The 25,340-nt window shown below is 67.6% G+C and carries 20 protein-coding genes and 1 riboswitch; of the genes, 14 read left to right on the top strand and 6 right to left on the bottom strand.

Features of this window, described 5'->3' with window-relative positions; all coding sequences use genetic code 11:
- Window positions 1-114: 114 nt before the first annotated feature.
- The 5 genes from AB4Y92_RS11415 to AB4Y92_RS11395 all read left to right on the top strand — a co-directional run bounded on the left by AB4Y92_RS11415 (window position 115) and on the right by AB4Y92_RS11395 (window position 8,680).
- Window positions 115-2,997 carry a xanthine dehydrogenase family protein molybdopterin-binding subunit gene (locus AB4Y92_RS11415; RefSeq protein ID WP_441819759.1) on the top strand — a complete coding sequence of 961 codons (2,883 nt, stop codon included), beginning with the start codon at window positions 115-117 and terminating at the stop codon, window positions 2,995-2,997.
- Complete coding sequence (locus tag AB4Y92_RS11410) at window positions 2,994-3,563, top strand: (2Fe-2S)-binding protein (protein WP_441819758.1); 570 nt, start codon at window positions 2,994-2,996, stop codon at window positions 3,561-3,563. Before AB4Y92_RS11415 ends, AB4Y92_RS11410 begins: the two co-directional genes overlap by 4 nt.
- A complete protein-coding gene (locus AB4Y92_RS11405; RefSeq protein WP_441819757.1) occupies window positions 3,560-4,831 on the top strand; it encodes a c-type cytochrome in 1,272 nt (423 codons plus the stop codon). Before AB4Y92_RS11410 ends, AB4Y92_RS11405 begins: the two co-directional genes overlap by 4 nt.
- 187 nt (window positions 4,832-5,018) lie before the next feature.
- Window positions 5,019-6,026 (top strand): alpha/beta fold hydrolase, encoded by a 1,008-nt coding sequence (locus AB4Y92_RS11400; RefSeq protein WP_441819756.1) that lies wholly within the window; start codon window positions 5,019-5,021, stop codon window positions 6,024-6,026.
- 587 nt (window positions 6,027-6,613) lie between these two features.
- Entirely contained in the window at window positions 6,614-8,680 is a 2,067-nt protein-coding gene (locus AB4Y92_RS11395; RefSeq protein WP_441819755.1) for a glycosyl hydrolase family 18 protein, read from the top strand.
- A gap of 379 nt (window positions 8,681-9,059) precedes the next feature.
- Here AB4Y92_RS11395 and AB4Y92_RS11390 read toward each other — a convergent pair whose 3' ends face one another.
- Both AB4Y92_RS11390 and AB4Y92_RS11385 read right to left on the bottom strand, forming a co-directional pair.
- Window positions 9,060-9,281: a hypothetical protein gene (locus tag AB4Y92_RS11390; RefSeq protein ID WP_441819754.1), complete on the bottom strand. Its 222-nt coding sequence runs from the start codon at window positions 9,279-9,281 to the stop codon at window positions 9,060-9,062.
- A gap of 249 nt (window positions 9,282-9,530) precedes the next feature.
- Window positions 9,531-10,481 carry a LysR family transcriptional regulator gene (locus AB4Y92_RS11385; RefSeq protein ID WP_441819753.1) on the bottom strand — a complete coding sequence of 317 codons (951 nt, stop codon included), beginning with the start codon at window positions 10,479-10,481 and terminating at the stop codon, window positions 9,531-9,533.
- Between the two features lie 104 nt (window positions 10,482-10,585).
- Between AB4Y92_RS11385 and AB4Y92_RS11380 the strand changes: the two genes are divergently transcribed.
- Both AB4Y92_RS11380 and AB4Y92_RS11375 read left to right on the top strand, forming a co-directional pair.
- A complete protein-coding gene (locus AB4Y92_RS11380; RefSeq protein ID WP_441819752.1) occupies window positions 10,586-10,960 on the top strand; it encodes a DoxX family protein in 375 nt (124 codons plus the stop codon).
- A 27-nt stretch (window positions 10,961-10,987) separates the two neighbouring features.
- Window positions 10,988-11,569, top strand: coding sequence for an NADPH-dependent FMN reductase (locus tag AB4Y92_RS11375; protein ID WP_441819751.1), 582 nt, complete (start codon window positions 10,988-10,990; stop codon window positions 11,567-11,569).
- A 286-nt stretch (window positions 11,570-11,855) separates the two neighbouring features.
- Here AB4Y92_RS11375 and AB4Y92_RS11370 read toward each other — a convergent pair whose 3' ends face one another.
- The 4 genes from AB4Y92_RS11370 to metX form a co-directional block, all read right to left on the bottom strand.
- The gene (locus AB4Y92_RS11370) at window positions 11,856-13,013 is read right to left on the bottom strand and encodes a DUF3089 domain-containing protein (RefSeq protein ID WP_441819750.1); all 1,158 of its coding nucleotides are present in this window, start codon (window positions 13,011-13,013) and stop codon (window positions 11,856-11,858) included.
- 318 nt (window positions 13,014-13,331) lie between these two features.
- Window positions 13,332-14,465, bottom strand: coding sequence for a homoserine dehydrogenase (locus AB4Y92_RS11365; RefSeq protein WP_441819749.1), 1,134 nt, complete (start codon window positions 14,463-14,465; stop codon window positions 13,332-13,334).
- Window positions 14,462-15,655 carry an O-succinylhomoserine (thiol)-lyase gene (locus tag AB4Y92_RS11360; protein ID WP_441819896.1) on the bottom strand — a complete coding sequence of 398 codons (1,194 nt, stop codon included), beginning with the start codon at window positions 15,653-15,655 and terminating at the stop codon, window positions 14,462-14,464. Before AB4Y92_RS11360 ends, AB4Y92_RS11365 begins: the two co-directional genes overlap by 4 nt.
- 44 nt (window positions 15,656-15,699) lie before the next feature.
- The gene (gene metX / locus AB4Y92_RS11355; RefSeq protein ID WP_441819748.1) at window positions 15,700-16,764 is read right to left on the bottom strand and encodes a homoserine O-succinyltransferase MetX; all 1,065 of its coding nucleotides are present in this window, start codon (window positions 16,762-16,764) and stop codon (window positions 15,700-15,702) included.
- A 69-nt stretch (window positions 16,765-16,833) separates the two neighbouring features.
- A riboswitch (SAM riboswitch) is annotated at window positions 16,834-16,955 on the bottom strand.
- A gap of 149 nt (window positions 16,956-17,104) precedes the next feature.
- Between metX and AB4Y92_RS11350 the strand changes: the two genes are divergently transcribed.
- The 7 genes from AB4Y92_RS11350 to AB4Y92_RS11320 all read left to right on the top strand — a co-directional run bounded on the left by AB4Y92_RS11350 (window position 17,105) and on the right by AB4Y92_RS11320 (window position 24,991).
- The gene (locus tag AB4Y92_RS11350; RefSeq protein ID WP_441819747.1) at window positions 17,105-18,205 is read left to right on the top strand and encodes a phytase; all 1,101 of its coding nucleotides are present in this window, start codon (window positions 17,105-17,107) and stop codon (window positions 18,203-18,205) included.
- A gap of 55 nt (window positions 18,206-18,260) precedes the next feature.
- Window positions 18,261-19,199, top strand: a complete 939-nt coding sequence (locus AB4Y92_RS11345; protein WP_441819746.1) for a peptidoglycan DD-metalloendopeptidase family protein — start codon at window positions 18,261-18,263, stop codon at window positions 19,197-19,199.
- Between the two features lie 225 nt (window positions 19,200-19,424).
- The gene (locus AB4Y92_RS11340) at window positions 19,425-21,029 is read left to right on the top strand and encodes a peptide chain release factor 3 (protein ID WP_441819745.1); all 1,605 of its coding nucleotides are present in this window, start codon (window positions 19,425-19,427) and stop codon (window positions 21,027-21,029) included.
- Window position 21,030: 1 nt separating this feature from the next.
- Window positions 21,031-21,519, top strand: coding sequence for a hypothetical protein (locus AB4Y92_RS11335; RefSeq protein ID WP_441819744.1), 489 nt, complete (start codon window positions 21,031-21,033; stop codon window positions 21,517-21,519).
- A 189-nt stretch (window positions 21,520-21,708) separates the two neighbouring features.
- Entirely contained in the window at window positions 21,709-21,942 is a 234-nt protein-coding gene (locus AB4Y92_RS11330; protein WP_441819743.1) for a hypothetical protein, read from the top strand.
- 232 nt (window positions 21,943-22,174) lie between these two features.
- Window positions 22,175-22,855: a PAQR family membrane homeostasis protein TrhA gene (gene trhA / locus AB4Y92_RS11325; protein WP_441819742.1), complete on the top strand. Its 681-nt coding sequence runs from the start codon at window positions 22,175-22,177 to the stop codon at window positions 22,853-22,855.
- Window positions 22,856-23,023: 168 nt separating this feature from the next.
- On the top strand, window positions 23,024-24,991 hold the full coding sequence (locus AB4Y92_RS11320) for an AsmA family protein (protein WP_441819741.1): 1,968 nt from the start codon (window positions 23,024-23,026) through the stop codon (window positions 24,989-24,991).
- Window positions 24,992-25,340 lie beyond the last annotated feature (349 nt).

Genomic DNA, 25,340 nt, shown 5'->3' with positions numbered 1-25,340 from the left:
GCACGCGAAACCGCCCGACACGCCACACCACCCCGCCCGGCAAGAAATTTCACCGCGTATTGCCCCGCAACATGCGCCTACTATTCCGGCAGAGCCAGCCGGAGTCCCCCGTCCATGCCAGCCCGCTTAAGCCGTCGCGACTTCCTCAAATGCAGCGTCGTCGCCGGCATTTCCGTCTACCTCGCCGCGCCCGGCAGCGCCGCGCTCGCCGCGCTGTTCGAAAAGCAACGGCTGCGGCCGCTGCCCTGGGACCCGGCCCTGGGCCGCGTGCGTTATCGCACCGACGCCACCGCCAAGGTCAGCGGCGAAAAAATCTTCAGCTACGACATGCGTTCGCGCGATCTGCCCGGCTGGCCGCGCGAGCAGGCGCACGCGATGCTGCTGCGCGGCACCCGCGCCGACCGGATCTATCAGGGCTTCGATCTGTCCTCGCTGCCGGCCGACCTGCAACCCGACCGCGTCGTCACCGCCGCCGACCTCGCCCGCGACGGCGTCGCCTTTCCGAAGTTCTACGGCGAGGACATGCTGCTGCCCGAAGGCAAGATCCCCGCCTACCTCGGCCACGCCGTGGCGCTGCTGATCTGGAACGACTTCGCCCGCTTCCGCGCCGCCAAGAGCCGGCTCAAATTCCGCGACGATCTGATCCGCTGGAGCGAGCCCACCGGACCGCTGGAACGCGCGCCGTGGGCGACGTTCCGCTACGTGCGCGTCGGCGGCGCCGACGCTTTCGCCGACGACACCTATTCCAGCTACAAGGACACGGTGCTGTTCCCCATCGGGTACAAGAAGCAGAACCCGCAATGGGCGCTCGGCGAGGCCGGCGGCAAGATCGACGCGCAAGGCATCGCCCACGGCGATGCGATGGCGGCCGAACTCGACGCGCCCGGCGCGGACAAGCTGGTGATCGAGCGCGAATATTTCTCGCAATCCATCGACACCGCGGCGATGGAACTCGACAACGCCAACGGCTGGTTCGATGCCGCCACTGCCACCATGCATCTGGTCTGCGCCACGCAGTCGCCGGGCGAGATCGCCCAGGACGCGCCGCTCATGCTCGCGGCGAGCCGCTTCGGCGTGAAGCGGTTGGTGCTGCATCCTTGCTACACGGTCGGTTACGGCTCGAAGGATCACTACCCGTTCCCGTTCATTGCCCTGATGGCGGCCTTGTACGGCGACGGGCGCCCGGTGCGTCTGGCCAACGATCGCTACGAGCAATTCCAGTCCAGCCTCAAGCGCCACAGCTTCCGCATGCACTACCGGCTCAAGCTCGATCGCGGCAGCGGACGCTTCGAAGTGTTTCAGGCGCGCATGCTCGGCGACGGCGGCGGACGCATGAATTTCTCGCCGTCAGTGTGTCTGGTCGCGGCGACCGCAGCGCAGTCGATCTATTACTTTCCGCGCAGCGACCTGAGCAGCACCGTGATCGCCTCGCGCGCGCTCGATGCCGGCTCCGCGCGCGGCTACGGCACGCTGCAGAGCATGGGCGCGACCGAGATGCTGATCGACGAGATCGCTTCCGAACTCAAGCTCGATCCGATCGAACTGCGCCTGCGCAATGTGTTCGCGACCGGGATGAAGAACACTCAGGGCGCGATCCCCGGCGGCGCCCAGCGCGCGGATGAAGTGCTGCGCAAGTCGCGCGAGCATCCGCTGTGGACCCAGCGCCACAAACGCAAGGCCGAGTACGAAGCCGCGCATCCGGGCCGGCGCTACGGCGTGGGTTTCGGCTGCGTGCAGAAGGATTTCGGCACCGGCGGCGAAGCCGCGTTCGCGGAAGTGGCGATCTCGGCGCAGGGCGAAGTGCTGTTGCGGCATATCGGCGTGGAGATGGGCACCGGCATGGCCACCAGTCAGGCCGCGGTGTGCGCGAAGTGGCTCGGGCGCCCGGCCGATGAAGTCCGAACAGGCGAAACGCAGTGGCCGGAACTGCCGATGATCGCCACCGACGATCCGTGGCTGATGTCGCAAGCCACGCAGGATTCGCACATAGGCAATCCGCGCTGGACGCCGGCCTACTCCAGTCCCAGCAGCGCCAGCAACTCGGCGTATTTCTTCAGTCACGCCACCCGCGAAGCCTCGCGATTGTTGTTCACGCAGGGCCTGTGGCCGGCGGCGTTGGCGATCTGGGGCCAGGGCTTCGGCGGCGGCGAACTGTCGCCGATGTCGGTGCGGCGCGAGGACGCGCGCTGGGTCGAGGGAAAACTCACGGCCGGCGGGTTGACTCCGTTGCCGCTGCAGCGCTTGATCGCCAAAGCATACGAGTTGGGCCTGGCCACCGGCGCGGTCGTGCATTACCTCAATCGCTGGCAATGGAGCGAAGCCGAGTTCCCGCTGCCCGGCGACGATGCGCGGCTGCCGCTGGACGGCGTGGCGCTGCGCTGGGGCGACGGCAGCGGCACGAGCAAGGGCATCGGCACGCCGACCGCGAACGGCTACCGCATGATCGAACGCACTCGCGTGCATTACCCGCCGGTGCAGCGCAACAACGCCGGCGTGGTGTACTACAGCGCGATCGGCACGCTGGCCGAAGTCGCGGTGGACACCGCCACCGGCAAGGTCGAATTGCTCGATCATCACTCGGTGCTGGAATGCGGCACGCCGATCGTCGCCGAGCTGGTGTCGAGCCAGTTGCAGGGCGGCCTGGCGATGGGCATCGGCCATGCGCTGCACGAGTTCCTGCCGCTGTACGAAGGCGGCCCCGGCGACGGCGACTGGAACTTCAACCGCTATACCCTGCCGCGCGCGCGCGATGTCGCGGTTTGGCGGCAGAGCGGCGAGCTGCTGCCGCCGATTTCCGCGACCGATCCGCCCAAGGGCATGGCCGAGGTGGCGATGATTCCGATCGTGCCGGCGATCGTCAACGCGATCGCGCACGCCACCGGCCACCGGTTCCGCGAACTGCCGGTCACCCCCGACAAGATATTGGCCGCCTACGCGGCGGCCGATGCCGACGCCGGGCAAAGCGCCGCCGCGAACCGGCAGGAGAGCGCCGCATGAGCAGTCCCAGCCTGCGCCTGATTCCGTTGTCGCTGAGCATCAACGGCCGCGAGCACGGCCCCATCGACGTGCCCGACGACATGATGCTGGTCGATGTGCTGCACGAATACCTGGGCCTCACCGGCACCCGCTTCGGCTGCGGCCAGGGCGTGTGCCGCGCCTGCACGGTCATTGTCGATGACGATCAGGGCCCGCGCGAGGTGCGCAGTTGCATCACCGGCGCGCACTACTTCAATGGCAAGCGCATCCGCACCGTCGAAGGCCACGCCAAGCGCGACGACAGCGGCGCCATCGTCGAACTCTCGCCGGTGCAGCAGGCCTTCCTGGATCACTTCAGTTTCCAGTGCGGCTACTGCACGCCGGGCTTCGTCAATGCCGCGACCGTATTGCTGGAGCAGTTGGGTCGCAAGAAAGCCCAGCGCTACACTCGCGAGCAAGTGCGCGAGCTGATCACCGAAGCCTTGAATCCGCATCTGTGCCGCTGCACCGGCTATGTCCGCTACTACCAAGCGGTGGAAGAACTGGTACTGGCGCAGGTGCAGGTGGATGAGGAGGCGCCGCGATGAGCAAGCGACGCTGGAAACGCCGGATCCTGTGGCTGGTATTGATCGTGCTGGCGTGGCTGCTGATCGATTGGCTGATCGCGCGCTGGTATCACCGCGGCCCGGCGCTGCAGGTGCAGGCCGCGCCGGAGCAGATCGAACGCGGCCGCTATCTGGTCGCCGCCGCCGATTGCGCGGCCTGCCACACCGCCGAGGGGGGCGCGCCGTTCGCCGGTGGCGTAGCGCTGGCCTCGCCGTTCGGCACCATCCACGGCACCAACATCACTCCCGACGCCGAGACCGGCATCGGCCGTTACAGCGCGGATGAGTTCTTCCATACGATCACCCGCGGCGAAGCGCGCGACGGCCATCAGCTGTATCCGGCGATGCCGTACGTCTCCTACAAGACCATCGCGCGCGAAGACAGCGACGCGATCTACGCCTACCTGATGACGCGGCCGGCGGTGAAGCAGCCCAACCTCGCCAACGGCGTTGGCTTTCCGTTCAATATCCGCACCGGCATCCATGCCTGGAACTGGCTGTTCGCCGGCGCGACCGCGAAACCGGCGTCGCAAGGACAGTCGGCGGCGTGGAAACGCGGCGAGTATTTGGTCGAAACCCTGGGCCATTGCGGCGAATGCCACAGCCCGCGCGGCTGGCTCGGACAAGTCGATCGCGCCGCGCCGCTGAGCGGCAACGACGCGCTGGGGCGCTTCGCCGCGCCCGCGCTGACGCCGCAGGCGCTGGCGGCGCGCGGCTGGGATCGCAACGGGCTGCGCGAATATCTGGCCAGCGGCGTCGCCGCGCACGCGGTCGCCTCCGACGAGATGCTCAAGGTCGTGAATCTGTCCACCAGCCGCCTCAACGGCAACGACCTGGACGCGATCACCACCTACCTCACCGGCGATCAACCGCCGGCGCCGGTTGCAGCGCCGGTGCTGGCCGCGGTCGTCGCCACGCCGGCGCGCGATCGCTACCTCGCGCTGTGCGCCGGCTGCCACGGCCGCGACGGCGCGGGCGTGCCGCACGTGGCGCCGGGCTTGCTCGGCAACAGCAGCCTGCGCGATGGCGATGCGCACAATCTGATCGTCGCCATCCTCGACGGCCTGCCCGAGCACGATCTGCCCGGTCTGGAACGCATGCAGGAGATGCCCGGCTTCGCCGATCAACTCGACGATGCGCAGGTCGCGGAACTGGCGCAGTGGCTGCGCACGCGTTACGGCGGGCAAACCGGCGCGGTGACGGCGAAGCAGGTGCGCGGGCTGCGCGAGGATGCGGCGGATCGGCATTGAGTGCGGTCGCGGCTTGTCGCGGAATCGCTTTTGCTCTTGTGGGAGGTTGCTCTTGTGGGAGGGGCTTCAGCCCCGATGCTTTCCGCTCCGATGCCGCGATCTGAAAGAAAAGCATCGGGGCTCAAGCCCCTCCTACAAAAGCGCGCAGTGGCTAGGATGCAGATACCCCGTCGAGTGGATGCATCCGATGCGCACCTCCCTGTCCGCCCTGCTCCCCGCCTTGCTCGCGCTGTCGGCGCACGCCGCCGATCCGGCGCCGGCCACCTACGGCCCCGAGCTGGAAGGCTTCGACTACCCCTACCCGGTCCAGCACTACGCCTTCCAATCGCAAGGCGAGAAAGTGCGGATGGCGTACCTGGACGTGCGCCCGGCCAAGGCCAACGGCCGCGCCGTGGTGCTGCTGCACGGCAAGAATTTCTGCGCCGCGACCTGGGAAGCCTCGATCGCGGCCTTGGCGCAGGCCGGTTGCCGGGTGATCGCGCCGGACCAGATCGGTTTCTGCAAATCCAGCAAACCGGCGCACCACCAGTACAGCCTGCATGAGCTGGCCGCGAACACGCACGCGCTGCTGGAATCGATCGGCATCGACCGCGCGGCGATCGTCGGCCATTCCATGGGCGGCATGCTCGCCGCGCGTTATGCGCTGATGTATCCGCAGGCCAGCGAGCGCCTGCTGCTGGTCAATCCGATCGGGCTGGAAGACTGGAAAGCGCTCGGCGTGCCGTGGCGCAGCGTGGACGACAACTACGCGCGCGAACTCAAGACCACGGCGGCGACGATCAAGCAATACCAGCAGACCGTGTACTACGGCGGCCAATGGAAACCCGAATATCAGCGCTGGGTGGACATGCTCGCCGGCCTCTACGCCGGCCCCGGCCGCGAGCGCGTCGCCTGGAATCAGGCGCTGACGTCGGAAATGGTATTTACCCAGCCGGTGGTGCACGAGTTTCCCAACCTGCGCGTGCCGACCACCTTGTTCATCGGCCAGCGCGACCGCACCGCGATCAATCGCGATCTGGCGTCCGATGAGCTCAAGACCAGGCTGGGCCAGTATCCGCAACTCGGCCGCGCCGCCGCGCGCACGATTCCCGGCGCGACGCTGATCGAATTCGAAGACCTCGGCCATTCGCCGCAGGTCGAGGCGCCGCAGCGCTTCAACGCCGCCTTGCTCGATCGTCTCAACGCAGCTCGCTGACAGGCCTCACACCCAAGCCGCGCCGACCGCCTCGCCCGCCGCCGGCCGCGCCATGCGGCCCCGCGGCCGCACGCCTGTGCGCACATTTGTCCTTCGGACATTGAATTGTCCGTTTTGAGGCAAATGGCCGCGCGCGGGCACGTTGCGGCGCAGCAAAGCCGGGCACGCACGACACACGTTGTCAGGGGCCCTGAATGGCGTTCTGTGAACCACAGCGCAAAGAATGACGGAGCAAGTTGACAACGTTGTCAGCGAACTCCAGCTTGCGTTCGCAACCCGCGGACCAGCCGAAGCAGCAAGGGAGATGACTCGGCATGACGCGGCGCAGGTCGCGCCCCGGTTCGCAGCAATCACACGGCAAGGCAACAACGCACGGACCGGTTATCGCCCGGTCGCGCCGTTCCCACGGCAGTGCGCGGCAGCACGGCATCACCGACGGCGGCCGGTCCGCCGATCACTCGAGGAGGCATCAGCCTCCCATGCACGGCGGAAGGAGTTAGACGGCCTTCCTTCAACACGGGCGGGACACGCTGCTGGCCGGTCATGGCCGGCGAAATCTTGGCTATGCACGGGAGAGAGGAAGCACCATGAGATACCCACGGTCCGCCAACCTGCTATTGCTGTCGGGCATGCTCGCCGCGTCGTCGTTCTCGACGGCGTTCGCGCAGGCTGCCTGCAACGGCGTTCCCGCCTGGAACGCTTCGACCATCTACAACGCCGGCGACAAGCTGACCTACCAGAGCCATCTGTATCAGGCCAACATCCAGATCTGGAACACGCCGCCGACGCATTGCCCCAGCTGCAACTACTACGCCGACCTGGGCGTGTGCGGCACCGGCCCGGGCAATCAGTCGCCGACCGTTTCGCTGACCGCGCCGACCAACGGCGCCACCTACAGCACCGGCGCCAACATCGCCGTCAGCGCCAACGCCGCCGACAGCGACGGCAGCATCGCCAGCGTCGAGTTCTTCCGCGGCGCGACCTCGCTCGGCGTGGACACCAGCTCGCCCTACGGCGTCACCTGGAACAACGCCACCGCCGGCAGCCACAGCTTCACCGCGGTGGCCAAGGACAACCAGAACGCGACCACGACATCTTCCGCGGTCAGCATCACCGTCAGCGGCGGTTCCTCCGACACCACGCCGCCGAGCGTGCCCGGCGGCCTGGCGTCGCCCTCGCAGACCTCCAACAGCGTCTCGCTGACCTGGAACGCCTCCACCGACAACAGCGGCGGCAGCGGCGTGGCCGGCTACGACGTCTATCGCAGCGGCAGCGTGGTCGGCTCGCCGACCAGCAACAGCTACACCGTCAGCGGCCTCAACCCCAGCACCGCCCACAGCTTCACCGTGCGCGCCCGCGACAACGCCGGCAACGCTTCGGCGCAGAGCGGCTCGATCAGCGCGACCACCAAGCCGGCCGCACCGGGCGGCGGCAAGAAGGTGATCGGCTACTTCGCACAGTGGGGCATCTACGGCCGCAACTACCGCGTCAAGAACATCGACACCAGCGGCTCGGCCAGCAAGCTGACCCACATCAACTACGCCTTCGGCAACGTGCGCAACAACCGTTGCGAAGTCGGCGTGACCGTTCCGTCCGACCCGAACACCGGCGCCGGCGGCGATGCCTTCGCCGATTACACCAAGGCCTTCCAGGCTGGCGAAAGCGTCAGCGGCGCAGCCGATACCTGGGACCAGCCGCTGCGCGGCAGCTGGAATCAGCTCAAGCAGCTCAAGGCCAAGCACCCGAACATCAAGGTGCTGATCTCGCTGGGCGGCTGGACCTGGTCGCGTAACTTCCCGAGCGCTGCGCGCGCGGAAAACCGTCAAGCCTTCGTCGCTTCCTGCGTGGACGCCTACATCAAGGGCAACCTGCCGGTGACCGACGGCGCGGGCGGCGCGGGCGCGGCGGCCGGCGTGTTCGACGGCATCGACATCGATTGGGAATACCCGGTGGTGTGCGGCATCGACTGCCCGGCGGCGACCCGTCCGGAAGACAATGCCAACTACACCGCGTTGCTGGCCGAGTTCCGTCGTCAGCTCGACGCGGTGCGTCCGGGCCTGTTGCTGACCGTCGCCGTCGGCGCCGGCATCGACAAGATTCGCGTGACCAATCCCGGTGCGTATCACCAGTACCTGGATTTCATCAACGTGATGACCTACGACTTCCACGGCGGCTGGGATCCCTCCACCAATCATCATTCGGCGCTGTTCGCGTCGCCGAGCGATCCGTCCACCGGCGACACCAAGCTCTATAACTCCAACGACGCCATCGAGGCGTTCCTGTCGCGCGGCGTGCCGGCTTCGAAGATCAACCTCGGCATCGGCTTCTATGGCCGCGGCTGGACCGGCGTTGGCAACGTCAACAACGGCCTGTATCGGCCGGCCAGCGGCGCCGCTCCGGGCACGTATGAGCCGGGCATCGAGGACTACAAGGTCCTGAAGAACAAGGCCGGCACGATCTACACCGACAACACCGCCGTGGCCACCTGGAAATACGACGGCAGCACGTTCTGGAGCTACGACACGCCGGCGCTGATCGGCCAGAAGATGAGCTATGTCAAGACGCAGAACCTGGGCGGCGCGTTCTTCTGGGAGTTCAGCGGCGACGACGAGCAAGGAAGCCTGGCCACCGCGATCAACAACGGCCTGAAGTAATTCCTCGCAGCACCGCCTCTGCCCCGTTCGCGGGGGAGAGGCGACGCGGCTCGCGAGCCATCGGCTCGCGCGTCGCGCCCCGCCCGGACGCCGCGCGCTCGGGCGGGGTCGGGGTGAGCGCCGAACGCAACGCACCCTCACGCGTTGCGACCGCTCCGGCGCCGCACCCCGCTTACTCCGAGAACCGCGCACGGCAATCGCGGTGCGCGTTTCGAAGTCCAAGTTTTGCAAAGCCGCGACGAGCGATACGTCCCGGTGATCTGCAGCGGAGCGCCGGTCATCCCCCCGATCGGCGCTCCGATTTCGTTTGTGCGGGCAGGTTCGCTGCCGCCGTCATCGATTCACTCGCAGGCCGCGCTCGCGGCTGTCTGCACGAATCTCATCGCCACTGTTGCGAAGGATGCGGCGCCGACGCGGCCTCAACCGGCGGGCGCACGAACACCACCGGCTTGCGTTTGGCTTCCGCCGCCAGGCCGCCGATCGGCATGATTCCCAACTCGCCGTGAGTGCGCTCGTTGATGATCGCGGTATCGCGCCGCAGTACCGCATCCAATGCCGCATCGATGCGCGCCGCGGTCGCGGCGTTTCTCGGGTCTGTCACTGACGTAATGCTCCTTGCAGGCCGGCGCGCGGACGACATGTGTCGCCAGGAACGAGGCATGCGGACCAGCATGGCCTATTTCGGCGGCCGAAACGGTCGCGATGCTCGATTGGCGCGGAATCGCTGTCTGAATGGCGAAAAGCCTCGTTCGCGCGCGTGGCGGCGACGTTTCGATGTTTCCCAAGCCACGTCGTTGCCGCACAAACCGCCGGTTCCGGCCTTCGATCGATTCCGGGATGCAGCGAAATCCTAAACGCGACGCCGCGGCCGGATTTCCGGCTCGATGCATCCGCCCCCGCCGCCCGCCGTCAGCAATTCGTGCAGCGCCGACTCGACCACCTCGATCAGCACCGCGACCGCGCGCGGCACCTGGCGCCGGGTCGGATACACCGCGAACATGCCGCCGCTGCGCCGGCTGTACTGCGGCAACACCCGCACCAGACCTTGCGCGCGCAAGTCCTCGGCGATCAGCGAATCGGGCAACAAGCCGATGCCCAGGCCGGCGCGCACACCGCGCACCTGGCTGAGCAAGGTGTTGGAGGCGAAGCGCCCGCCCACGCGCACCTCGACCGCGCCTTCGGGCCCGTCCAGGCGCCAGCTCGCGCGTCCCTGCGCGGCCGGCGCGATCAGGCAATCGTGCCCGGCCAACTCGGCGATCGTGGCCGGGCTGCCGTGTTTGCGCAGATAGGCGGGCGAGGCCAACAGCACATGGCTCTGGCTGTCGCTGAGCCGGCGCGCGACCAGGCTGGAGTCCGGCAGATCGCCGGCGCGGAAGGCCACGTCGATGGATTGCTCGATCAAGTCGATGTGCGCATCGCTGAGCACGAACTCCAACTTCAGCTCCGGATAGCGGCTCAACAATTGCTCGATGCGTTCGAGCGGAAAGAATTCGAAGAAGTCCGCGACCACCGCCGCGCGCACGGTGCCGCGCGGTTCGCCGTTGCCTTCGCTGATCGCCGCCTGCGCACTTTCGATGTCCTCGATGCCGGCCACGCAGCGATCGAAAAATTCGCGCCCGGCGCCGGTCAGGCTGAGCTTGCGCGTGGAGCGTTGCAGCAGGCGCGTGCCCAGTTGCTCTTCCAACTGCTGCACGCGCCGGCTGACGGTGTTGGCCGGCTGTCCCAGGCGGCGCCCGGCGGCGGCGAAGCTGCCGGTCTTGACGGTCTGGACGAACACGGCGACGGCGTTGATGTCGAGCACGATTACTCGCCTTGGTGGACGACTGAAATGCAATTAACCCACTTTTTCGAGTAATCGACCAGGGCCTATCGTTCCGCATCGTCCCTGTTTCGAGCGTTTCGGCCATGTCCCGCCCCTCCCCCGCCTCCTCCCCGCTGATCTGGATGCTGCGCATCGTCCTGGCCGCGGCCCTGATCGCCGCCGGCGCCAGCAAGTTGGCCGGCCTGCCGTTCCAGGTCGAACTGTTCGAACGGCTCGGCTTCGGCCAGTGGTTCCGCTATTTCACCGGCGCCACCGAACTCGCCACCGCGGCGCTGCTGTTGATGCCGCGCGGCGGTTTCTTCGGCGGCGTGTTGCTGCTCGCGACCATGCTCTGCGCCATCGCCGTGCATGTGTTTTTCATCGGCGGCAGCCCCGTGCCGGCCCTGGTGCTGGGCGCCCTCGCCGCGTTCGTCGCGTGGCGGTTGCGGCCGACCCGCGCGCCGGCCGCTGCCGCCTGATCGTTTTCACCTTCACTAGGAACATCCATGCCCCGCATCGCCCTCATCATCGGCAGCACCCGCCCGAACCGTTTCGCCGACGTGCCCGCCGCCTGGGTCCAGGCCGGCGCGCAAGCGCGCGGGCTGAAACTCGACACGCTCGACTTGCGCGATCACCCCTTGCCCTTGTTCGAAGAACCGGTGCCGCCGTCGTTCACCGGCGGCGTCTATCAGAACCCGGCGGCCGACGCCTGGCGCAGGCGCATCGGCGAATACGACGGCTACATCCTCACCGCCGCCGAGTACAACCACGGCCCGACCGCGGTGCTGAAGAACGCGCTGGATTCGGCGTTCGTGGAATGGGCGGACAAGCCGGTGACTTTCGTCGGCTACGGCGGCGTCGGCGGCTCGCGCGCGATCGAGCAACTGCGCCAGCATGCGATCGAATTGAAGATGGCGCCGATCCGCAATGCCGTGCATATCGGTCTGGAGCCGTTCCTGGGCATCTTGCAGCAGGGGCGGGCGCCGGACGATTACGCGTATCTGACTCAGGCGCGCGAGGCGATGTTCGATCAGTTGCTTTGGTGGGCTGAGGCGTTGAAGGCGGCTCGTGAGCGGAAGGTGGCTTGAGCGATTGCGGGCAAAAGCAAATCCCCCCTGCCCCCCTTTTTTAAAGGGGGGAACAGCAACAGCAAAGGCAAAGGGTGGAGGCGACGCGGAGGCTGCGAGAACTGCCAAGGCAAAAGAAGTTGCCGAAGCCCAAGCCGCGACAATTCGCCCCCTTTAAAAAAGGGGGCTGTCGCCTGCGACGGCCCATTTCAGATGAATCCGTCTGCGCCGGGGGATTTGCTTTACAGCGCCCTAAATCGACCGGCCGCCAAGCCAGCCCGCCATTGCAACCCGGCACCTGATGCGCTTACGGCGCCGGCTTGCGCGGCTTGCCGTTTCGCTTCGGCTTGGGCGCAGGCGCAGTAACCGAGGCGCCGCCGCGATGCGTCATCGCCGCCACCCGCTCGGCGACATTGGCGCGGATGTCCATGTAGAACAACTGGTAATCGTTGACGTGCTGGTCGCCGCCGAACCACCACTTGCGCCATTCGCCGTCGGGCAGCGTGACCGCGAGCAGGCCGTTGTCGCATTGCGCCGTCACCCGGCCGACCTGCGGCTCGGGCAAGGGCCGGTTGGGTTCGGCATGCACCGCGCCGCGATGCGCGGCGAGCGGGCTGGCCAGCGCATCGGCGCGCCAGGTGACCGGATTGACGCACAGCAGCCGCGGTTGTTCGGTCGTGCGATAGCCGTCCGGATACCAGGCGCGCACATGCTCGAAACGCTTGGGCACGTCCTCGCCGGCTTCGACCGAGTTGTAGAACACCGCGCAACGCGTCTGCGCCGGCGACGCGCACAGCGGCACCCCGGGAATGGTGCGCTTGAGCGCGTCCTCGGGCACGGCCGCGCCGATCAGATAGGCAGCGACCAGGCGCTTGCGCAGGGCCGGGTCGGCGGACAGGTCCGACATCAATTCCGACACCAGGCGCAGCCCGTGTCCGCTGCCCTGGCTGTGCGCGGCGATGATGAAAGGCCGGCCTTTCGACCACTGCTGCAGATACACGGCGAACGCCGCGCGCACGTCGGCGTAGGCCAGGTCCAGCGCTCTGTCGCGGTCGGCGTCGGAGGCCGATACGTAACCGCTCAGCGACATCTGCCGGTAATGCGGCGCGTAGATCCGGCCGCTGTCGTTGAAGGCACTGGCCTGCGCGCGCAGGGTGAAGTCGGTGCCGCGGTTGGCGTCTTCGTCGTCGAGCGGCTGGTTCCAGTGCGCGCGCGCGAAGTAGGTGGTCGGGTGGATGAAGAACACGTCCACGGGCGCGTCGTGCTGGCGATTGCGCATGCCCAGGGGCGTGGAGTCGGAGGCGTCGCGTTTGTCCGGCAGCGCCGCCCAGAAACGCGGGTCGCGATAGTCCGGCGCGCCGGGCTCGGGGCTGCGGTCGAAATCGTGCTTGGGATCGAACATGCGCGCGCAGCCGCACAGCGAAATCAGCAGCAGCGCCAGCCAAGGCCATCGGATCGTTTTCATGCGCGCCTGCGAGCGTCGGGCGAGCGGGGATCGCTCGCCAGCGCCCGAGTGTGACCGCAGCGGCGACGGCATTCCAGTGCGATCGTGTAACCGAATAATGCCGGATATCACGCTGCGTGCCGCGGGTATGGACACGAAGTGACCGTGGTCGTAATCGCTTGTGCCGGGCATCGCAGGGGCGATGCCGGAGTGACGCGATCGCAATGGCGCCTGGGCGCGATCCGATCACCGCCGAAGCGCTGTGACCCAGGTCGCGATCAGGCGCCCAGCGCCTGGGTTGCCGGCCCGGGCCACAGGCCGGCCGCGGCGGCGAGACGTTCAGCCGACCAGACGCAGCACGTCGTCGAGCAACCCGGCCGCGGTGACTTCCGCGCCCGCGCCCGGGCCCTGGATCACCAGCGGCTGGGTGCGGTAGCGATCCGACCAGATCGCCACCTTGTTGTCGGTGCCGGCGCCGCCGGCCAGGGGATGATCGCCGGGAAGCGACTCCAGCCCGACCTTGGCCGTGGCGCGGCCGTCCTCGCCCCGCTCCAGGCGGGCGATGAAGCGCAGCTTCTCGCCGTTCTTGTAGGCCTGCGCATAGCGCTCGCGCAGCGGCGCATCGAGCGCGGGCAGGGCCGCATCGACACTGTCCTTGGACAGGATCGCCAGTTCCGCCGGCACCAGCGAGGCGACTTCGACCTCGCCGGCATCCAGCGCCACGCCCGAGGCGCGCGCCAGGATCAGCAGCTTGCGCCGCACGTCTTCGCCGGACAGATCGTCGCGCGGGTCCGGCTCGGTGTAGCCGGCGTCGCGCGCCTGCCGCACCAGCGCCGAGAACGCGCGCATGCCGTCGTAATTGTTGAACAGCCACGCCAGTGAACCCGACAACACGCCGGCGATGGCGTGGATGCGATCGCCGCCGTTCTGCAGTTCGCGCAGGCTGCGTAGCAACGGCAGGCCGGCGCCGACCGTGGCGCTGTCGCCGTAACCGCTGCCGCCCAGCGCACAGGCTTCGCGGATCGCGCGCCAGCGCGCCAGCGAAGTGCCCTGGCCGATCTTGCACGCGGTGACCACGTGGATGCCCTGCGCTAACCACTGCGGATGACGTTCGGCGACCGCTTCGCTGGCGGTGGCGTCGATCACCACCCGCGCGCCCTCGCCGTCCAGGGCGAAGGCGACTTCGTCCAGCGAACTGGCGCGCGCCGAACCGGCCAGGGCCGACACCGCCGCGTCCGCGGCGATTCCGTCCTCGCCGACCACGGCACGACGCGAATTAGCCACGTGCACCAGCGACAGCCGCTGGCCCAGCGGCGCATCGCGCCACGCGGCCAGGCGCGCGATCACCGCGCCGCCGACCGTGCCGGTGCCGAGCAGGGCCACCCGCGCCGGCGCCCGCGTCGCGCGGCTACGCTCATGCGGCGCCAGCGCTTGCAAGGTGTCCGAATGCGCAACGCCGGCCGCGACGTTCATCGTTTGACGCGCGCCGCCGTGGCCACCACCGCGCTCGCGCGTTCCAGCGCGGCTTCCAGGTCGGCGATCAGGTCATCGACATGCTCGATGCCGACCGACAAGCGCAGCAGACCGTCGCCGATACCGGCGGCGGCGCGCGCTTCGGCGGACATCGCCGCGTGGGTCATGGTCGCCGGATGCGCGACCAGGCTTTCCACGCCGCCGAGCGATTCGGCCAGGGTGAAGCAGGTCAGGCCGTTGACGAAGGCGCGCACCGCGTCCACGCCGCCGTCGATCTCGACGCTGAGCATGGCGCCGAAGCCCTTCTGCTGGCGCGCGGCAAGCGCATGGCCCGGGTGCGATTCCAGGCCCGGGTAATGCACCACGCGCACCGCCGGATGGTTGTCGAGCAGCGCCGCGATGGCCTGGGTGTTTTCCTGATGCACGCGCAGGCGCGCATCGAGCGTGCGCAGGCCGCGCAGGGTCAGGAAGGCGTCGAACGGCGAGCCGGTCAGGCCCAGCGCGTTGGCCCACCAGGTCAGGTGTTGATGGTGTTCGGCGGTCTTCGCCACCACCGCGCCGCCGACGACGTCGCTGTGGCCGTTGATGTACTTGGTGGTCGAATGCACGACCAGATCGGCGCCGAACGCGATCGGACGCTGCAGCGCCGGCGACAGGAAGGTGTTGTCCACCACGGTCAGCGCGCCCTTGGCCTGCGCGGCTTCGATCACGAAGCGCAGGTCGGTGATGCGCAGCAGCGGGTTGGACGGGGTTTCGATCCAGACCACGGCAGGATCGGTGGCCAGCGCTTCGGTCAGCGAACGCGGATCGGTGAGGTCGGCGGTGATCAGCTCGAACGCGCCCTTGGCGGCCAGCGCGTTGAACAGACGCCAGCTGCCGCCGTAGCCGTCGTGCGGCACCACGATGCGGTCGCCGGGCTTGAGGAAGGCGTGCAGCACCAGGGTGATGGCGGACATGCCGGTGGAGGTGATCACGCCGCCGGCGCCGCCTTCGAGTTCGGCCAGCGCTTCGCCGAGCAGATCGCGGGTGGGATTGCCGCTGCGGGTGTAGTCGTACTGACGCTTCTGGTCGAAGCCGGCGAAGCTGAAGTTGGACGACAGCACGATTGGCGGGGTGACGGCGCCGTGGGCGGCGTCGCGGTCGATGCCGGCGCGCACGGCGGCGGTACAGGGATTGCGGGTGCTGGTCAGGGTCGAATCGATGCTCACGTGGGCCGCTCCGTAGTTATGAATGCTCATGCGGCCACCGACGTACAGTCGGCCAACGCTTCGCGAAGAATGGTGTCGATCTGGGATTGTTCTTTCAGGCAGGCGTCGTGGCCGTAGATCGAGCGCAGCACGCGCAGGCGGGTTTCACCGCGCAGCCGTTCGATCAGGTCGTAGGACTCGCCCAGCGGAATCAGACGGTCTTCGGTCACCGCGACCACGGTCACCGGAATGCGCACGCTGGCCGGATCGACCTGTTGCAGGTCGATCGATTCGGACAAGCGCAGGAACGCGGTCGGCGGAGTGCGGGCGACGTACTTGTTGCCGCAATGGTCGAGGTAGTCCTCGGCGGCGACGCGCACGCGGCCGTCGACCACTTGCGCGGCGCCGAAGCGCTCGGCGAATTCTTCCGGCGTGCGGTAGCTCAGCACGGCCAGTTCGCGCGCCAGCGCCAGGCCCTGGCTTTCGTCGCACTGCAGCGCGCCCAGCGCGACCGCGCGGCGCTGCAGCGCGCGCCAGGCGGCGGCGTAGGGATGGGCGCGGTGGGTGCCGCTGATCGAGACCAGTTCGCCGACGCGGGTCGGATGACGCGAAGCGAACTGCAGGCCGACCATCGCGCCGTAGGAGTAACCGACGAAAGCCTGCAGGCGCTCGATGCGCAGCGCGTCGAGCAGCGCGGCGATGGCGTCGGCCTGGTCGGCCGGATCGAGCACGATGTCGAGCGAGCCGTCGGCGCCGATCCAGTCGAACGACACCAGGTGATAGCGGGTCGGGTCCAGCGAGCGGCCGGCGCCGACCTGGCATTCCCACCAGCCCTGCTCGCCGAACTCGCGGCTGGGCGCCAGATGCTTATGCGCCGAGATTCCACCGGCGACGAACAGCGCCGGCAGCGAAGCGTCGCCCTGGGTTTCGTAGCGCAAGGTCAGCGCGCGGCGGCCGGAATAGCGCAGCTCCAGTTCGATGCGCACTTCGCCGCGCGTCGCCGCGGCGCGGGCGCCGGCGGTGCGCTCGAAAGCGACCGGCGCGGCGGCGGCGGAATAAGAGACGAAGCTGTCGGCGCGATCGAAGGCGGCGGTGCTGGGGGCGAAGCTCATGGCGGTCATCCGAAGTTAACGGGGCCACCGAGTTCGCAAGTCGCGCACGCGCATCGCTGCGCGTGTTCGCAACCATCTTCCGACCGACGCCTCCAGGGCGGGCCGCAGGAATTGGCACCTTCACGCGGCTTGCGCCGCCTTGGGTTGCCCCGGCTTCAAAGGGCCTGTCCCTCTGCCGGTCTCGATGGATGGACGTAGTCTGCCCACGGCCGCGGGGCGTGTCAATCGCTTCATCCGCATATAGCGATTTATTATTTAGCCCGACCCCGGACCCGACCGAGTGCTCAAAGCGCATGCGGCCGCCACCCCGTTGCCATCGGGCCCGCATACACTTGTGCCGATGAATAGCCGCCTCGTAGCCGCCGTCCTCGCCAGCCTGCTGCTGTCCGCCTGCGCCGCCCACCCGGTCCTGGAATCGGAAACCCGCATCGCCAGTCCGGGTCCGGCCGGGCTGCGGATCGTGCCGGAGCGCTTCGTTTCCAAGGAAAGCCCGCAGGACGAGCTCGACTCGCTCGCCACCTGGCCCGGCGAAGACGGCTCGACCTGGCTGATCGCCAGCGCCAAGTCCACCCACAGCCTGGCCGTCTACGACGCCGACAGCGGCGAGCGCCTGCGCAGCGTCGGCGCCAAGGGCACCGCGCTGGGCCAGTTCAAGCGTCCCAACGGCCTGGCCGTGTTCGCCGATTACCTGTTCGTGGTCGAACGCGACAACCACCGCGTGCAGGTGTTGCGCCTGCCCGGCTTCACTCCGGTCGGCAGCTTCGGCGACGCGCAATTGCGCAGTCCTTATGGAGTGTGGATCAACGAGACCGCGCCGGGCGAGCTGGAGGCCTACATCACCGACAGCTTCATGTACGGCGAGAAGTTCGACCGCGTGCCGCCGCTCAATGAGCTGGACCAGCGCGTGCGCCGTTATCGCCTGCGCTTCGAGGACGACGACCGGATGTCCAGCGAATACCTGGGCGCTTTCGGCGACGTCAGCGAGGACGCGGCGCTGCGCATCGTCGAATCGATCTCCGGCGATCCGGCCAACGACCGCCTGCTGATCGCCGACGAAGACCAGCGCCACCTGTCCACCCTGCGCGAATACACCCTGGCCGGCCATTACACCGGCCGCCGCCTGCCCGACCGCTCCTTCGACGCTCAGGCCGAGGGCGTGGCGCTGTGGAGCTGCCCCGGCGGCGGCGGTTACTGGATCGCGGTCGATCAACTCATGCCGCGCACGATCTTCCATGTGTTCGACCGCGATACCCTGAAGCCGCAAGGCAGCTTCAGCGGCGAGGTCACCGCGCACACCGACGGCATCGCCCTGCACGCGGCCGGCACCAAGACCTTTCCGACCGGCGCGCTGTACGCGGTGCATGACGATCGCTCGGTGACCGGCTTCGATCTGGGCGACATCGCGCGCGCCCTGCAGTTGCAATCGGGTTGTCTGGACTGACCCGCGCCGTACCGATCCGCCCGCCCTCCACCGCATCCGTCCTTCGCACCGAACCATGCCGCGCCCGACCTCCTCCGCCAAACGCCGCATCGCCATCGGCCTGTGCCTGACCCTGCTCGCCGCGCATGCGGTGCAGGCCGGCAAGCTGTATCGCTGGACCGACAAGAGCGGCATCACCCACTACGGCGACCGCGCTCCGGCCTCGGCGCCGCCGTCGGAAGTCAAAGTGATTCCGTTCCGCGCCGAACCCGGTTCGATCGCGCGGCTGCGCGTGCAGCAAGACGGCGACCGCTATCTGGCCTGGGCCGACAACACCCTGTCCGGGCCGATCGAAGTGCGCCTGGATTTCACCCACAGCAACAACATCATCGGCAGCCCGCTGCTGCCGGCCAGCGCGACGGTGGCCGCGCGCAGCAGCGCGGTGGTCAGCGTGCTCAGCGCGCAAGACCCGACCCGCGGCGGCGATTTCGAACTGAGCATGCGCTCGGTGCCCGGCGATCCGGACGCGCGCGCGCAGAACGCCGACTACCTGCTGCCGCTGCAGCAGCAGCAATTCCGCATCGACCAGGGCTACGGCGGCCATTTCAGCCACACCGAACCCGAGCATCGCTACGCCATCGATTTCGCCGCCGAAATCGGCACGCCGGTGCTGGCCGCGCGCGACGGCACGGTGATGCAGGTCGAGACCGATTTCGACAAGGCCGGATTGAATCTGGAGAAATTCGGCGATCGCGCCAACTTCGTGCGCATCGTCCACGACGACGGCAGCATGGCCCTGTACGCCCACCTCAAGGCCGACGACGGCGTGATCGTGCGGGTCGGCCAGCGCGTGCGCGCCGGCCAGCAGATCGGCCTGTCGGGCAACACCGGCTTCAGCACCGGGCCGCATCTGCATTTCGCCGTGCAGGTCAATCGCGGGATGCGGCTGGAGTCGATCCCGTTCCGCATGACCGGGCCGCAGGGGCCGTTGCGGCTGTCCAGCGGGACGCGCTGAGAGGCTGGGAATCGGGAATCGGGAATCGGGATCAGTCTCGGCGCTTCGAGGTCTTTTGTGGGAGGGTCTTCAGGCCCGATGCTTTCCGATCCGGCGCCGCGACCGGGCCGAAAGGCATCGGGCCTGAAGGCCCTCCCACAAAAGACCTCGGGGCCCCATCCCCTCCCGCAGGTATACTCCCCGCCTCCCCGTTACCTGCCGACGCGCCCCGGGCGCGCCGTTCCCATGTCCGAAGTCTCCCAAGAAGCCCTCCGCCGACGCACCTTCGCGATCATTTCGCACCCCGACGCCGGCAAGACCACGCTGACCGAAAAGCTGCTGCTGTTCGGCGGCGCGATCCAGATGGCCGGCAGCGTCAAGGGCCGCAAGGCCGCGCGCCACGCGACCTCGGACTGGATGGCGCTGGAAAAAGAGCGCGGCATCTCGGTGACCTCCTCGGTCATGCAGTTCCCCTACGAAGGCCACATCGTCAACCTGCTCGACACCCCCGGCCACGCCGACTTCGGCGAGGACACCTACCGCGTGCTGACCGCGGTGGACTCGGCGCTGATGGTCATCGACGTCGCCAAGGGCGTGGAAGAACGCACGATCAAGCTGATGGAAGTCTGCCGGCTGCGCACCACGCCGATCATGACCTTCATCAACAAGCTCGACCGCGAAGGCAAGAGCCCGATCGACCTGCTCGACGAAGTCGAAAGCGTGCTCGGCATCCAGTGCGCGCCGATCACCTGGCCGATCGGCATGGGCCAGCGCCTCAAGGGCGTGGTGCATCTGCTCAGCGGCGAGGTGCACCTGTACGAACAGGGACGCAACTTCACCCGCCAGGATTCGACCATCTTCGCCTCGATCGACGATCCCGGCCTGGCCGCGCGCATCGGCGAGAACATGCTGGCCGAGCTGCGCGAGGAACTGGAACTGGTCGAAGGCGCCTCGCATCCCTTCGACAAGGCCAAATACCTCAGCGGCGAACAGACCCCGGTGTTCTTCGGCTCGGCGGTGAACAACTTCGGCGTGCAGCTGCTGCTGGATTTCTTCGTCGAACACGCGCCCTCGCCGCGGCCGCGCGAGACCACCGCGCGCGAAGTGCAGCCCACCGAGGAAAAACTCACCGGCTTCGTGTTCAAGATCCAGGCCAACATGGACCCGCAGCACCGCGACCGGGTCGCGTTCATGCGCATCTGCTCGGGCAAGTTCAATGCCGGCATGAAGGCCTTCCACGCGCGCACCAACAAGGAAGTCAAACTCGCCAACGCGTTGACCTTCATGGCCTCCGATCGCGAGATCGCCGAGACCGCCTTCCCCGGCGATGTCATCGGCATCCACAACCACGGCACGATCTCGATCGGCGACAGCTTCAGCGAAGGCGAGAACCTGTCGTTCACCGGCATTCCCAACTTCGCCCCGGAACTGTTCCGGCGCGCGCGCCTGCGCGATCCGCTCAAGCTCAAGCAGCTGCAGAAGGGTCTGGCGCAGTTGTCGGAAGAAGGCGCCACGCAGTTCTTCCGGCCGCTGATGAGCAACGACCTGATCCTCGGCGCGGTCGGCGTGCTGCAGTTCGACGTGGTCGCCTATCGCCTGAAGGACGAATACGGCGTGGATGCCAGCTTCGAGCAGGTCGGCGTCGCCACCGCGCGCTGGATCCGCTGCGCGGACGCGAAGAAGCTCGAAGAGTTCCGCGACAAGAACGCGCTCAACCTGTCGGTGGACGCGGCCGGCGAACTGGTCTACCTGGCCCCGACCCGGGTCAATCTGCAACTGGCGCAGGAACGCGCGCCGGGCGTGGAATTCCTGGCCACGCGCGAACACGCGCACGCGATCGCGATGGACTGAGATGTCGCGCCTGCGCCAATGGTGGTTGTACTTGATGAGCAAGCGCAGCGAAGTCGCCGCGCTCGATTACAAGGACGCCTACATGGGCAAGGTGATCATGGACATCCACCGCCTGCGCAGCGACAAGGCGCAGGCGATGGCGCCGCTGCACGCCCTGCACCCGATCCACCGCATCGACCGCGAGTCGGCGCTGCAGGCCACCCACGCGCGCGCCCAGGCGCTGATCGCGCGGCGCGACGAACTGCTCGCCCACGGCCGCCTGGATCTGGCCGCGTTGAACGCCATCATCCCCTCGGTCTCGCAGATCAAGGTCGTGCGCGAGGGCGCGCGCTGGCTGGCGTTCGAAGGCAACGGCCGCCTGTACGCGATGCGCGAAGCCTTCGGCGAAGACTGCGCGCTGCTGGTCGAGGTGGAGGAATACCGCTTCGCCAAGCCGCACAAGATCCAGCGGCGCCTGCGGCGGATTCGCCGGCTCAACGCGCTGGAGTAACGCCTGCATTGGCGCGACACCGAGCCCATCGCGCTGACGCACTTCATCGGTTTTCTCTGCACGGCGGCCACCGCGATGTGCTGCCCTTCCCCGACTCCGGCCATGCCTGCGGTCAGCGCCATGCTGCGAGGCACCATCGGCTAGGATCGAAAGCGCCGGAGGAACCGGCGTCCAGGCGAAGGGGGAGTTATGTACTGGTTGGGTATCGCGCTGTGTTTGATCGGTGGTCTGTGGATCGTGGTCAACGCGTTCCGCAAGAGCATCTGGTGGGGCTTGGGTTCGCTGATCATTCCGCTGGTCGCGCTGGTGTTCGCGATCATGAATTTCGCCGAGAACAAGATTCCGCTGGCGATCTACGTAGTCGGCTTCATCCTGCTGATCGTCGGCATGCCTTCGACGGCGAGCTACGGCGCTCCGGGCTAGCTTGCGGGCGCGTCGGAACGAGGCGACGACCGACCGTTCGTCCGACGCCCGGTCTCCGGGCGCGGAGCCCGACGACGAAGGCTCCGCGTCCTGTATCTAGCTGAACATAGCGGCCGATGGGCCGCCGCGGCGCGTGATCCGGGTCGCGAATCGGCGCCGCTTTGGCCTTAACTTCGGCTGGCTGTTCGCCGGCGCGGCGAGCATTCGCTCCAGACCGCGTTAGGATGCTGGCATGACCGTCGCCCATGCCCCCGCTCACGACGAACATTCGATCCGTGAAGAAATCGCCAACGCCCTGACCCACGGTCTGGGCGCCACCGCCGCCCTGGCCGGCGGCTCGGTGATGATCACCCTGGCCGCGCTGTACGGCGACGCCTGGCAGCTCGGCAGCGCGATCGTGTTCGGTATCAGCCTGCTGCTGCTGTATCTGGCCTCCACCCTGTATCACGCGATCCAGCATCCGGTCGCCAAGGGCCGGCTGAAGGTCTTCGACCATTGCGCGATCTATCTGCTGATCGCCGGCACCTATACACCCTTCACCCTGATCGGCCTGCGCGGCCCGTGGGGCTGGGGCCTGTTCGCGGCGATCTGGGGCCTGGCCTTCGCCGGCATCGTGTTCAAGCTGTTCTACACCGGCCGCTTCAAGCTGCTGTCGACGGGCATCTATATCGCGATGGGCTGGCTGGTGATCGTCGCGATCAAACCGCTGCTCGACGCGCTCGACGCCTGGACCCTGGGCTGGCTGCTCGCCGGCGGCATCTGCTACACGCTGGGCACGGTGTTCTATCACCGGCCGTCGCTGAAGTACTCGCACGCGATCTGGCATCTGTTCGTGGTCGGCGGCAGCGTGTGTCATTACATCGCGGTGCTGTCGCAGGTGGTTCCGGCCGCGGAACTGGCCGCGGCAATCTGAACGACTGAACGCTCCACGCCGCGTCCACGGCGTATTCACTCTCGCTTTACCGCCCGCTGGCGATGGTGAGGCCATCGTAGCGATCAGGTTCCGCCGGCACGGCCGAGCGACTGCACGCGGTGATGCGCTCCCGGCATCGTCCGCACGATCGGCCTTCGCCTTTTGACGATGAGCGCATATCCCACACCGCCCGCTTCCGAAGCCTCCGCCGCGCATAGCCAGCGCGCATGGCCGCGCCGTCATCCGTGGCTGAGTCTGTTGGGGCTGATCGCGCTGGCTATCGCGGTGTTGATCGCGTTGTGGGATTGGAACTGGTTCAAGGGCCCGATCGAGCGCGAGGTCGAAGCGCGCACCGGGCGCAAGTTCGAGATCGCCGGCAACCTGGATGTCGATCTGGGCCGCGTGCCGGTGATCCGCGCCGACGGCCTGAGCTTCGCCAACGCCGACTGGGCCAAGCAGCCGACGATGGCGACCGCGCAGCGGCTGGAACTGGCGATCGAGTTCTGGCCCTTGCTCAAGGGCGATGTGCGCATTCCCGAAATCCACCTGACCCAACCGCGCGTCAATCTGCAGAGCGATCCGACCCACGGCGGCAACTGGGTGTTCAAAAGCGGCGGCGGCGGCGAACTGCCGCGCTTTCGCAAAGTGTGGATACAAGACGGCCGCATGGAATTTCTCGACGCGGCCGGCAAGACCGACATCAACCTGACCGTCAACAGCCGCGAGCCGCGGCGCGAAGACGCGGCGCCGCCGGTCGAGGTGGAAGGCGGCGGGCGCTGGAAGAACAACGCCTTCACCCTGCAAGGCCGCGCCGAATCGCCGCTGGAGCTGAGCAACGCGCAGCGTCCGTATCGCCTGAACCTTCGCGCCGCCGCCGGCGCGACCCGCGCGCACGCGCGCGGCGAACTGGTCGATCCGTTCCATCTGCGCGATTTCGATCTGCAGTTCGCCCTGGCCGGCAAGAACCTCGCCGACCTGTATCCGCTGATCGGCGTGGCGATTCCGCCGACCCCGCCGTATGCGCTCGACGGCCGCCTGCATCGCGACGGCGCGCGCTGGAACTATCAGGATTTCACCGGCAAGGTCGGCGACAGCGATCTGGCCGGCGACGCCAGCGTCGATACCGGCGGCCCGCGTCCGTATCTGCGCGCGGACCTTGTTTCAAAGCGCCTGGACTTCGACGATCTGGCCGGCTTCATCGGCGCGCCGCCGCAGACCGGTCGCGGCGAGAGCAGCAATCCCGAACTCGCCGCGCTGAACGCGCAGTTGGACGCCAAGCCCCGGGTGCTGCCCGATACGCCATACCGCCTCGACAAGCTGCGCGCGATGGATGCCGACGTGAAGCTCAAGGCCGCGCGCATCAACGCCCCGGGCTGGCCGCTGGACGACATGCAGGCGCATCTGTTGCTGGAAAACGGTTTGTTGAAACTCGACCCGCTGAACTTCGGCGTCGCCGACGGCGATATCCGTTCCAACATCACCATGGACGCGCGCAACGCGACCATCCGCACTCGCGCCGACATCACCGCGCGCGGTTTGACCCTGGCCAAGTTGATGCCGACGGTCAAACTCGGCCAGGACGCGGTCGGCAAGCTCGGCGGCCGCATCGCCCTGAGCGGCAACGGCAATTCCATCGCGAAGATGCTCGGCAGCAGCGACGGCAGCGTCGCGATCGGCATGGGCGAGGGGCAGATCAGCAATCTGCTGATGGAGTTCGCGGGCATCGATCTGGCGGAAATCCTCAAGTTCAAACTGACCCACGACCGCAAGATTCCGATCCGCTGCGGCTTCGGCGATTTCGCCGTGAACGATGGCGTCATGACTGCGCAATCGCTGGCCTTCGACACCAGCGACACGGTGCTGGTCGGCACCGGCACGATCAACATGCGCGACGAAAAACTCGACCTTGTCATCCGCGCGCGGCCGAAGGATCGCAGCTTCTTCTCGCTGCGTGCGCCGTTGCTGGTCACCGGCACGTTCAAGCAACCCAATGCGCGGCCGGACTACAAGCGCCTGGGGCTGCGCGGCGCGGTGGCGCTGGCGCTTGGCGCCATTGCGCCTCCGGCAGCGTTGTTGGCTACGTTGGAATTGGGGCCGGGTAAGGATGCGGGTTGCGCCAAGCATCTGGTGAATTGATCGCGGCGCTTGCGTGGTAAACGCATGGTGTGTCGTCTTGCGTGCGCTGAGCTTCGGCCTTCCACCAGAACCACTTCTTACGCATCGGCAATGGCTTTGACCTTGGCTTAGACCTTGGCCTTGGCCTTGGCTTAGACCTTGGCCTTGGCCTGAGCTTTTGCATCGGCTTTTGCCGTGGCTTTTGCCCGGCGCAGCTAGTTACTCGCGAGACCGAAGGACACCCGAAGGGCGGCGCACATGGACGTGCGCCGGGTGCCACCTTGGGCAGGATGCCCAATGTGGCACCTGCCTGCGTCGGCATCGCACTCGTGGCTTTTGACTCGAAACAGCCAAAGCGTTTTCTTTGGTT

This window comes from Lysobacter sp. TAB13 (assembly GCF_052113885.1).
In the GTDB taxonomy this organism is placed as follows: domain Bacteria; phylum Pseudomonadota; class Gammaproteobacteria; order Xanthomonadales; family Xanthomonadaceae; genus Lysobacter; species Lysobacter gummosus.
This window is presented reverse-complemented; position numbering and strand designations above follow the sequence as displayed.

Excerpts from the sequence above, each read along its gene's own strand:
- metX (WP_441819748.1), bottom strand. The coding sequence starts at position 16,764 with ATGAGCTTCGCCCCCAGCACCGCCGCCTTCGATCGCGCCGACAGCTTC.
- AB4Y92_RS11410 (WP_441819758.1), top strand. The coding sequence starts at position 2,994 with ATGAGCAGTCCCAGCCTGCGCCTGATTCCGTTGTCGCTGAGCATCAAC.
- trhA (WP_441819742.1), top strand. The coding sequence starts at position 22,175 with ATGACCGTCGCCCATGCCCCCGCTCACGACGAACATTCGATCCGTGAA.
- AB4Y92_RS11350 (WP_441819747.1), top strand. The coding sequence starts at position 17,105 with ATGAATAGCCGCCTCGTAGCCGCCGTCCTCGCCAGCCTGCTGCTGTCC.
- AB4Y92_RS11330 (WP_441819743.1), top strand. The coding sequence starts at position 21,709 with ATGTACTGGTTGGGTATCGCGCTGTGTTTGATCGGTGGTCTGTGGATC.
- AB4Y92_RS11380 (WP_441819752.1), top strand. The coding sequence starts at position 10,586 with ATGTCCCGCCCCTCCCCCGCCTCCTCCCCGCTGATCTGGATGCTGCGC.
- AB4Y92_RS11335 (WP_441819744.1), top strand. The coding sequence starts at position 21,031 with ATGTCGCGCCTGCGCCAATGGTGGTTGTACTTGATGAGCAAGCGCAGC.
- AB4Y92_RS11365 (WP_441819749.1), bottom strand. The coding sequence starts at position 14,465 with ATGAACGTCGCGGCCGGCGTTGCGCATTCGGACACCTTGCAAGCGCTG.
- AB4Y92_RS11395 (WP_441819755.1), top strand. The coding sequence starts at position 6,614 with ATGAGATACCCACGGTCCGCCAACCTGCTATTGCTGTCGGGCATGCTC.
- AB4Y92_RS11375 (WP_441819751.1), top strand. The coding sequence starts at position 10,988 with ATGCCCCGCATCGCCCTCATCATCGGCAGCACCCGCCCGAACCGTTTC.
- AB4Y92_RS11400 (WP_441819756.1), top strand. The coding sequence starts at position 5,019 with ATGCGCACCTCCCTGTCCGCCCTGCTCCCCGCCTTGCTCGCGCTGTCG.
- AB4Y92_RS11370 (WP_441819750.1), bottom strand. The coding sequence starts at position 13,013 with ATGAAAACGATCCGATGGCCTTGGCTGGCGCTGCTGCTGATTTCGCTG.
- AB4Y92_RS11320 (WP_441819741.1), top strand. The coding sequence starts at position 23,024 with ATGAGCGCATATCCCACACCGCCCGCTTCCGAAGCCTCCGCCGCGCAT.
- AB4Y92_RS11415 (WP_441819759.1), top strand. The coding sequence starts at position 115 with ATGCCAGCCCGCTTAAGCCGTCGCGACTTCCTCAAATGCAGCGTCGTC.
- AB4Y92_RS11340 (WP_441819745.1), top strand. The coding sequence starts at position 19,425 with ATGTCCGAAGTCTCCCAAGAAGCCCTCCGCCGACGCACCTTCGCGATC.
- AB4Y92_RS11345 (WP_441819746.1), top strand. The coding sequence starts at position 18,261 with ATGCCGCGCCCGACCTCCTCCGCCAAACGCCGCATCGCCATCGGCCTG.
- AB4Y92_RS11405 (WP_441819757.1), top strand. The coding sequence starts at position 3,560 with ATGAGCAAGCGACGCTGGAAACGCCGGATCCTGTGGCTGGTATTGATC.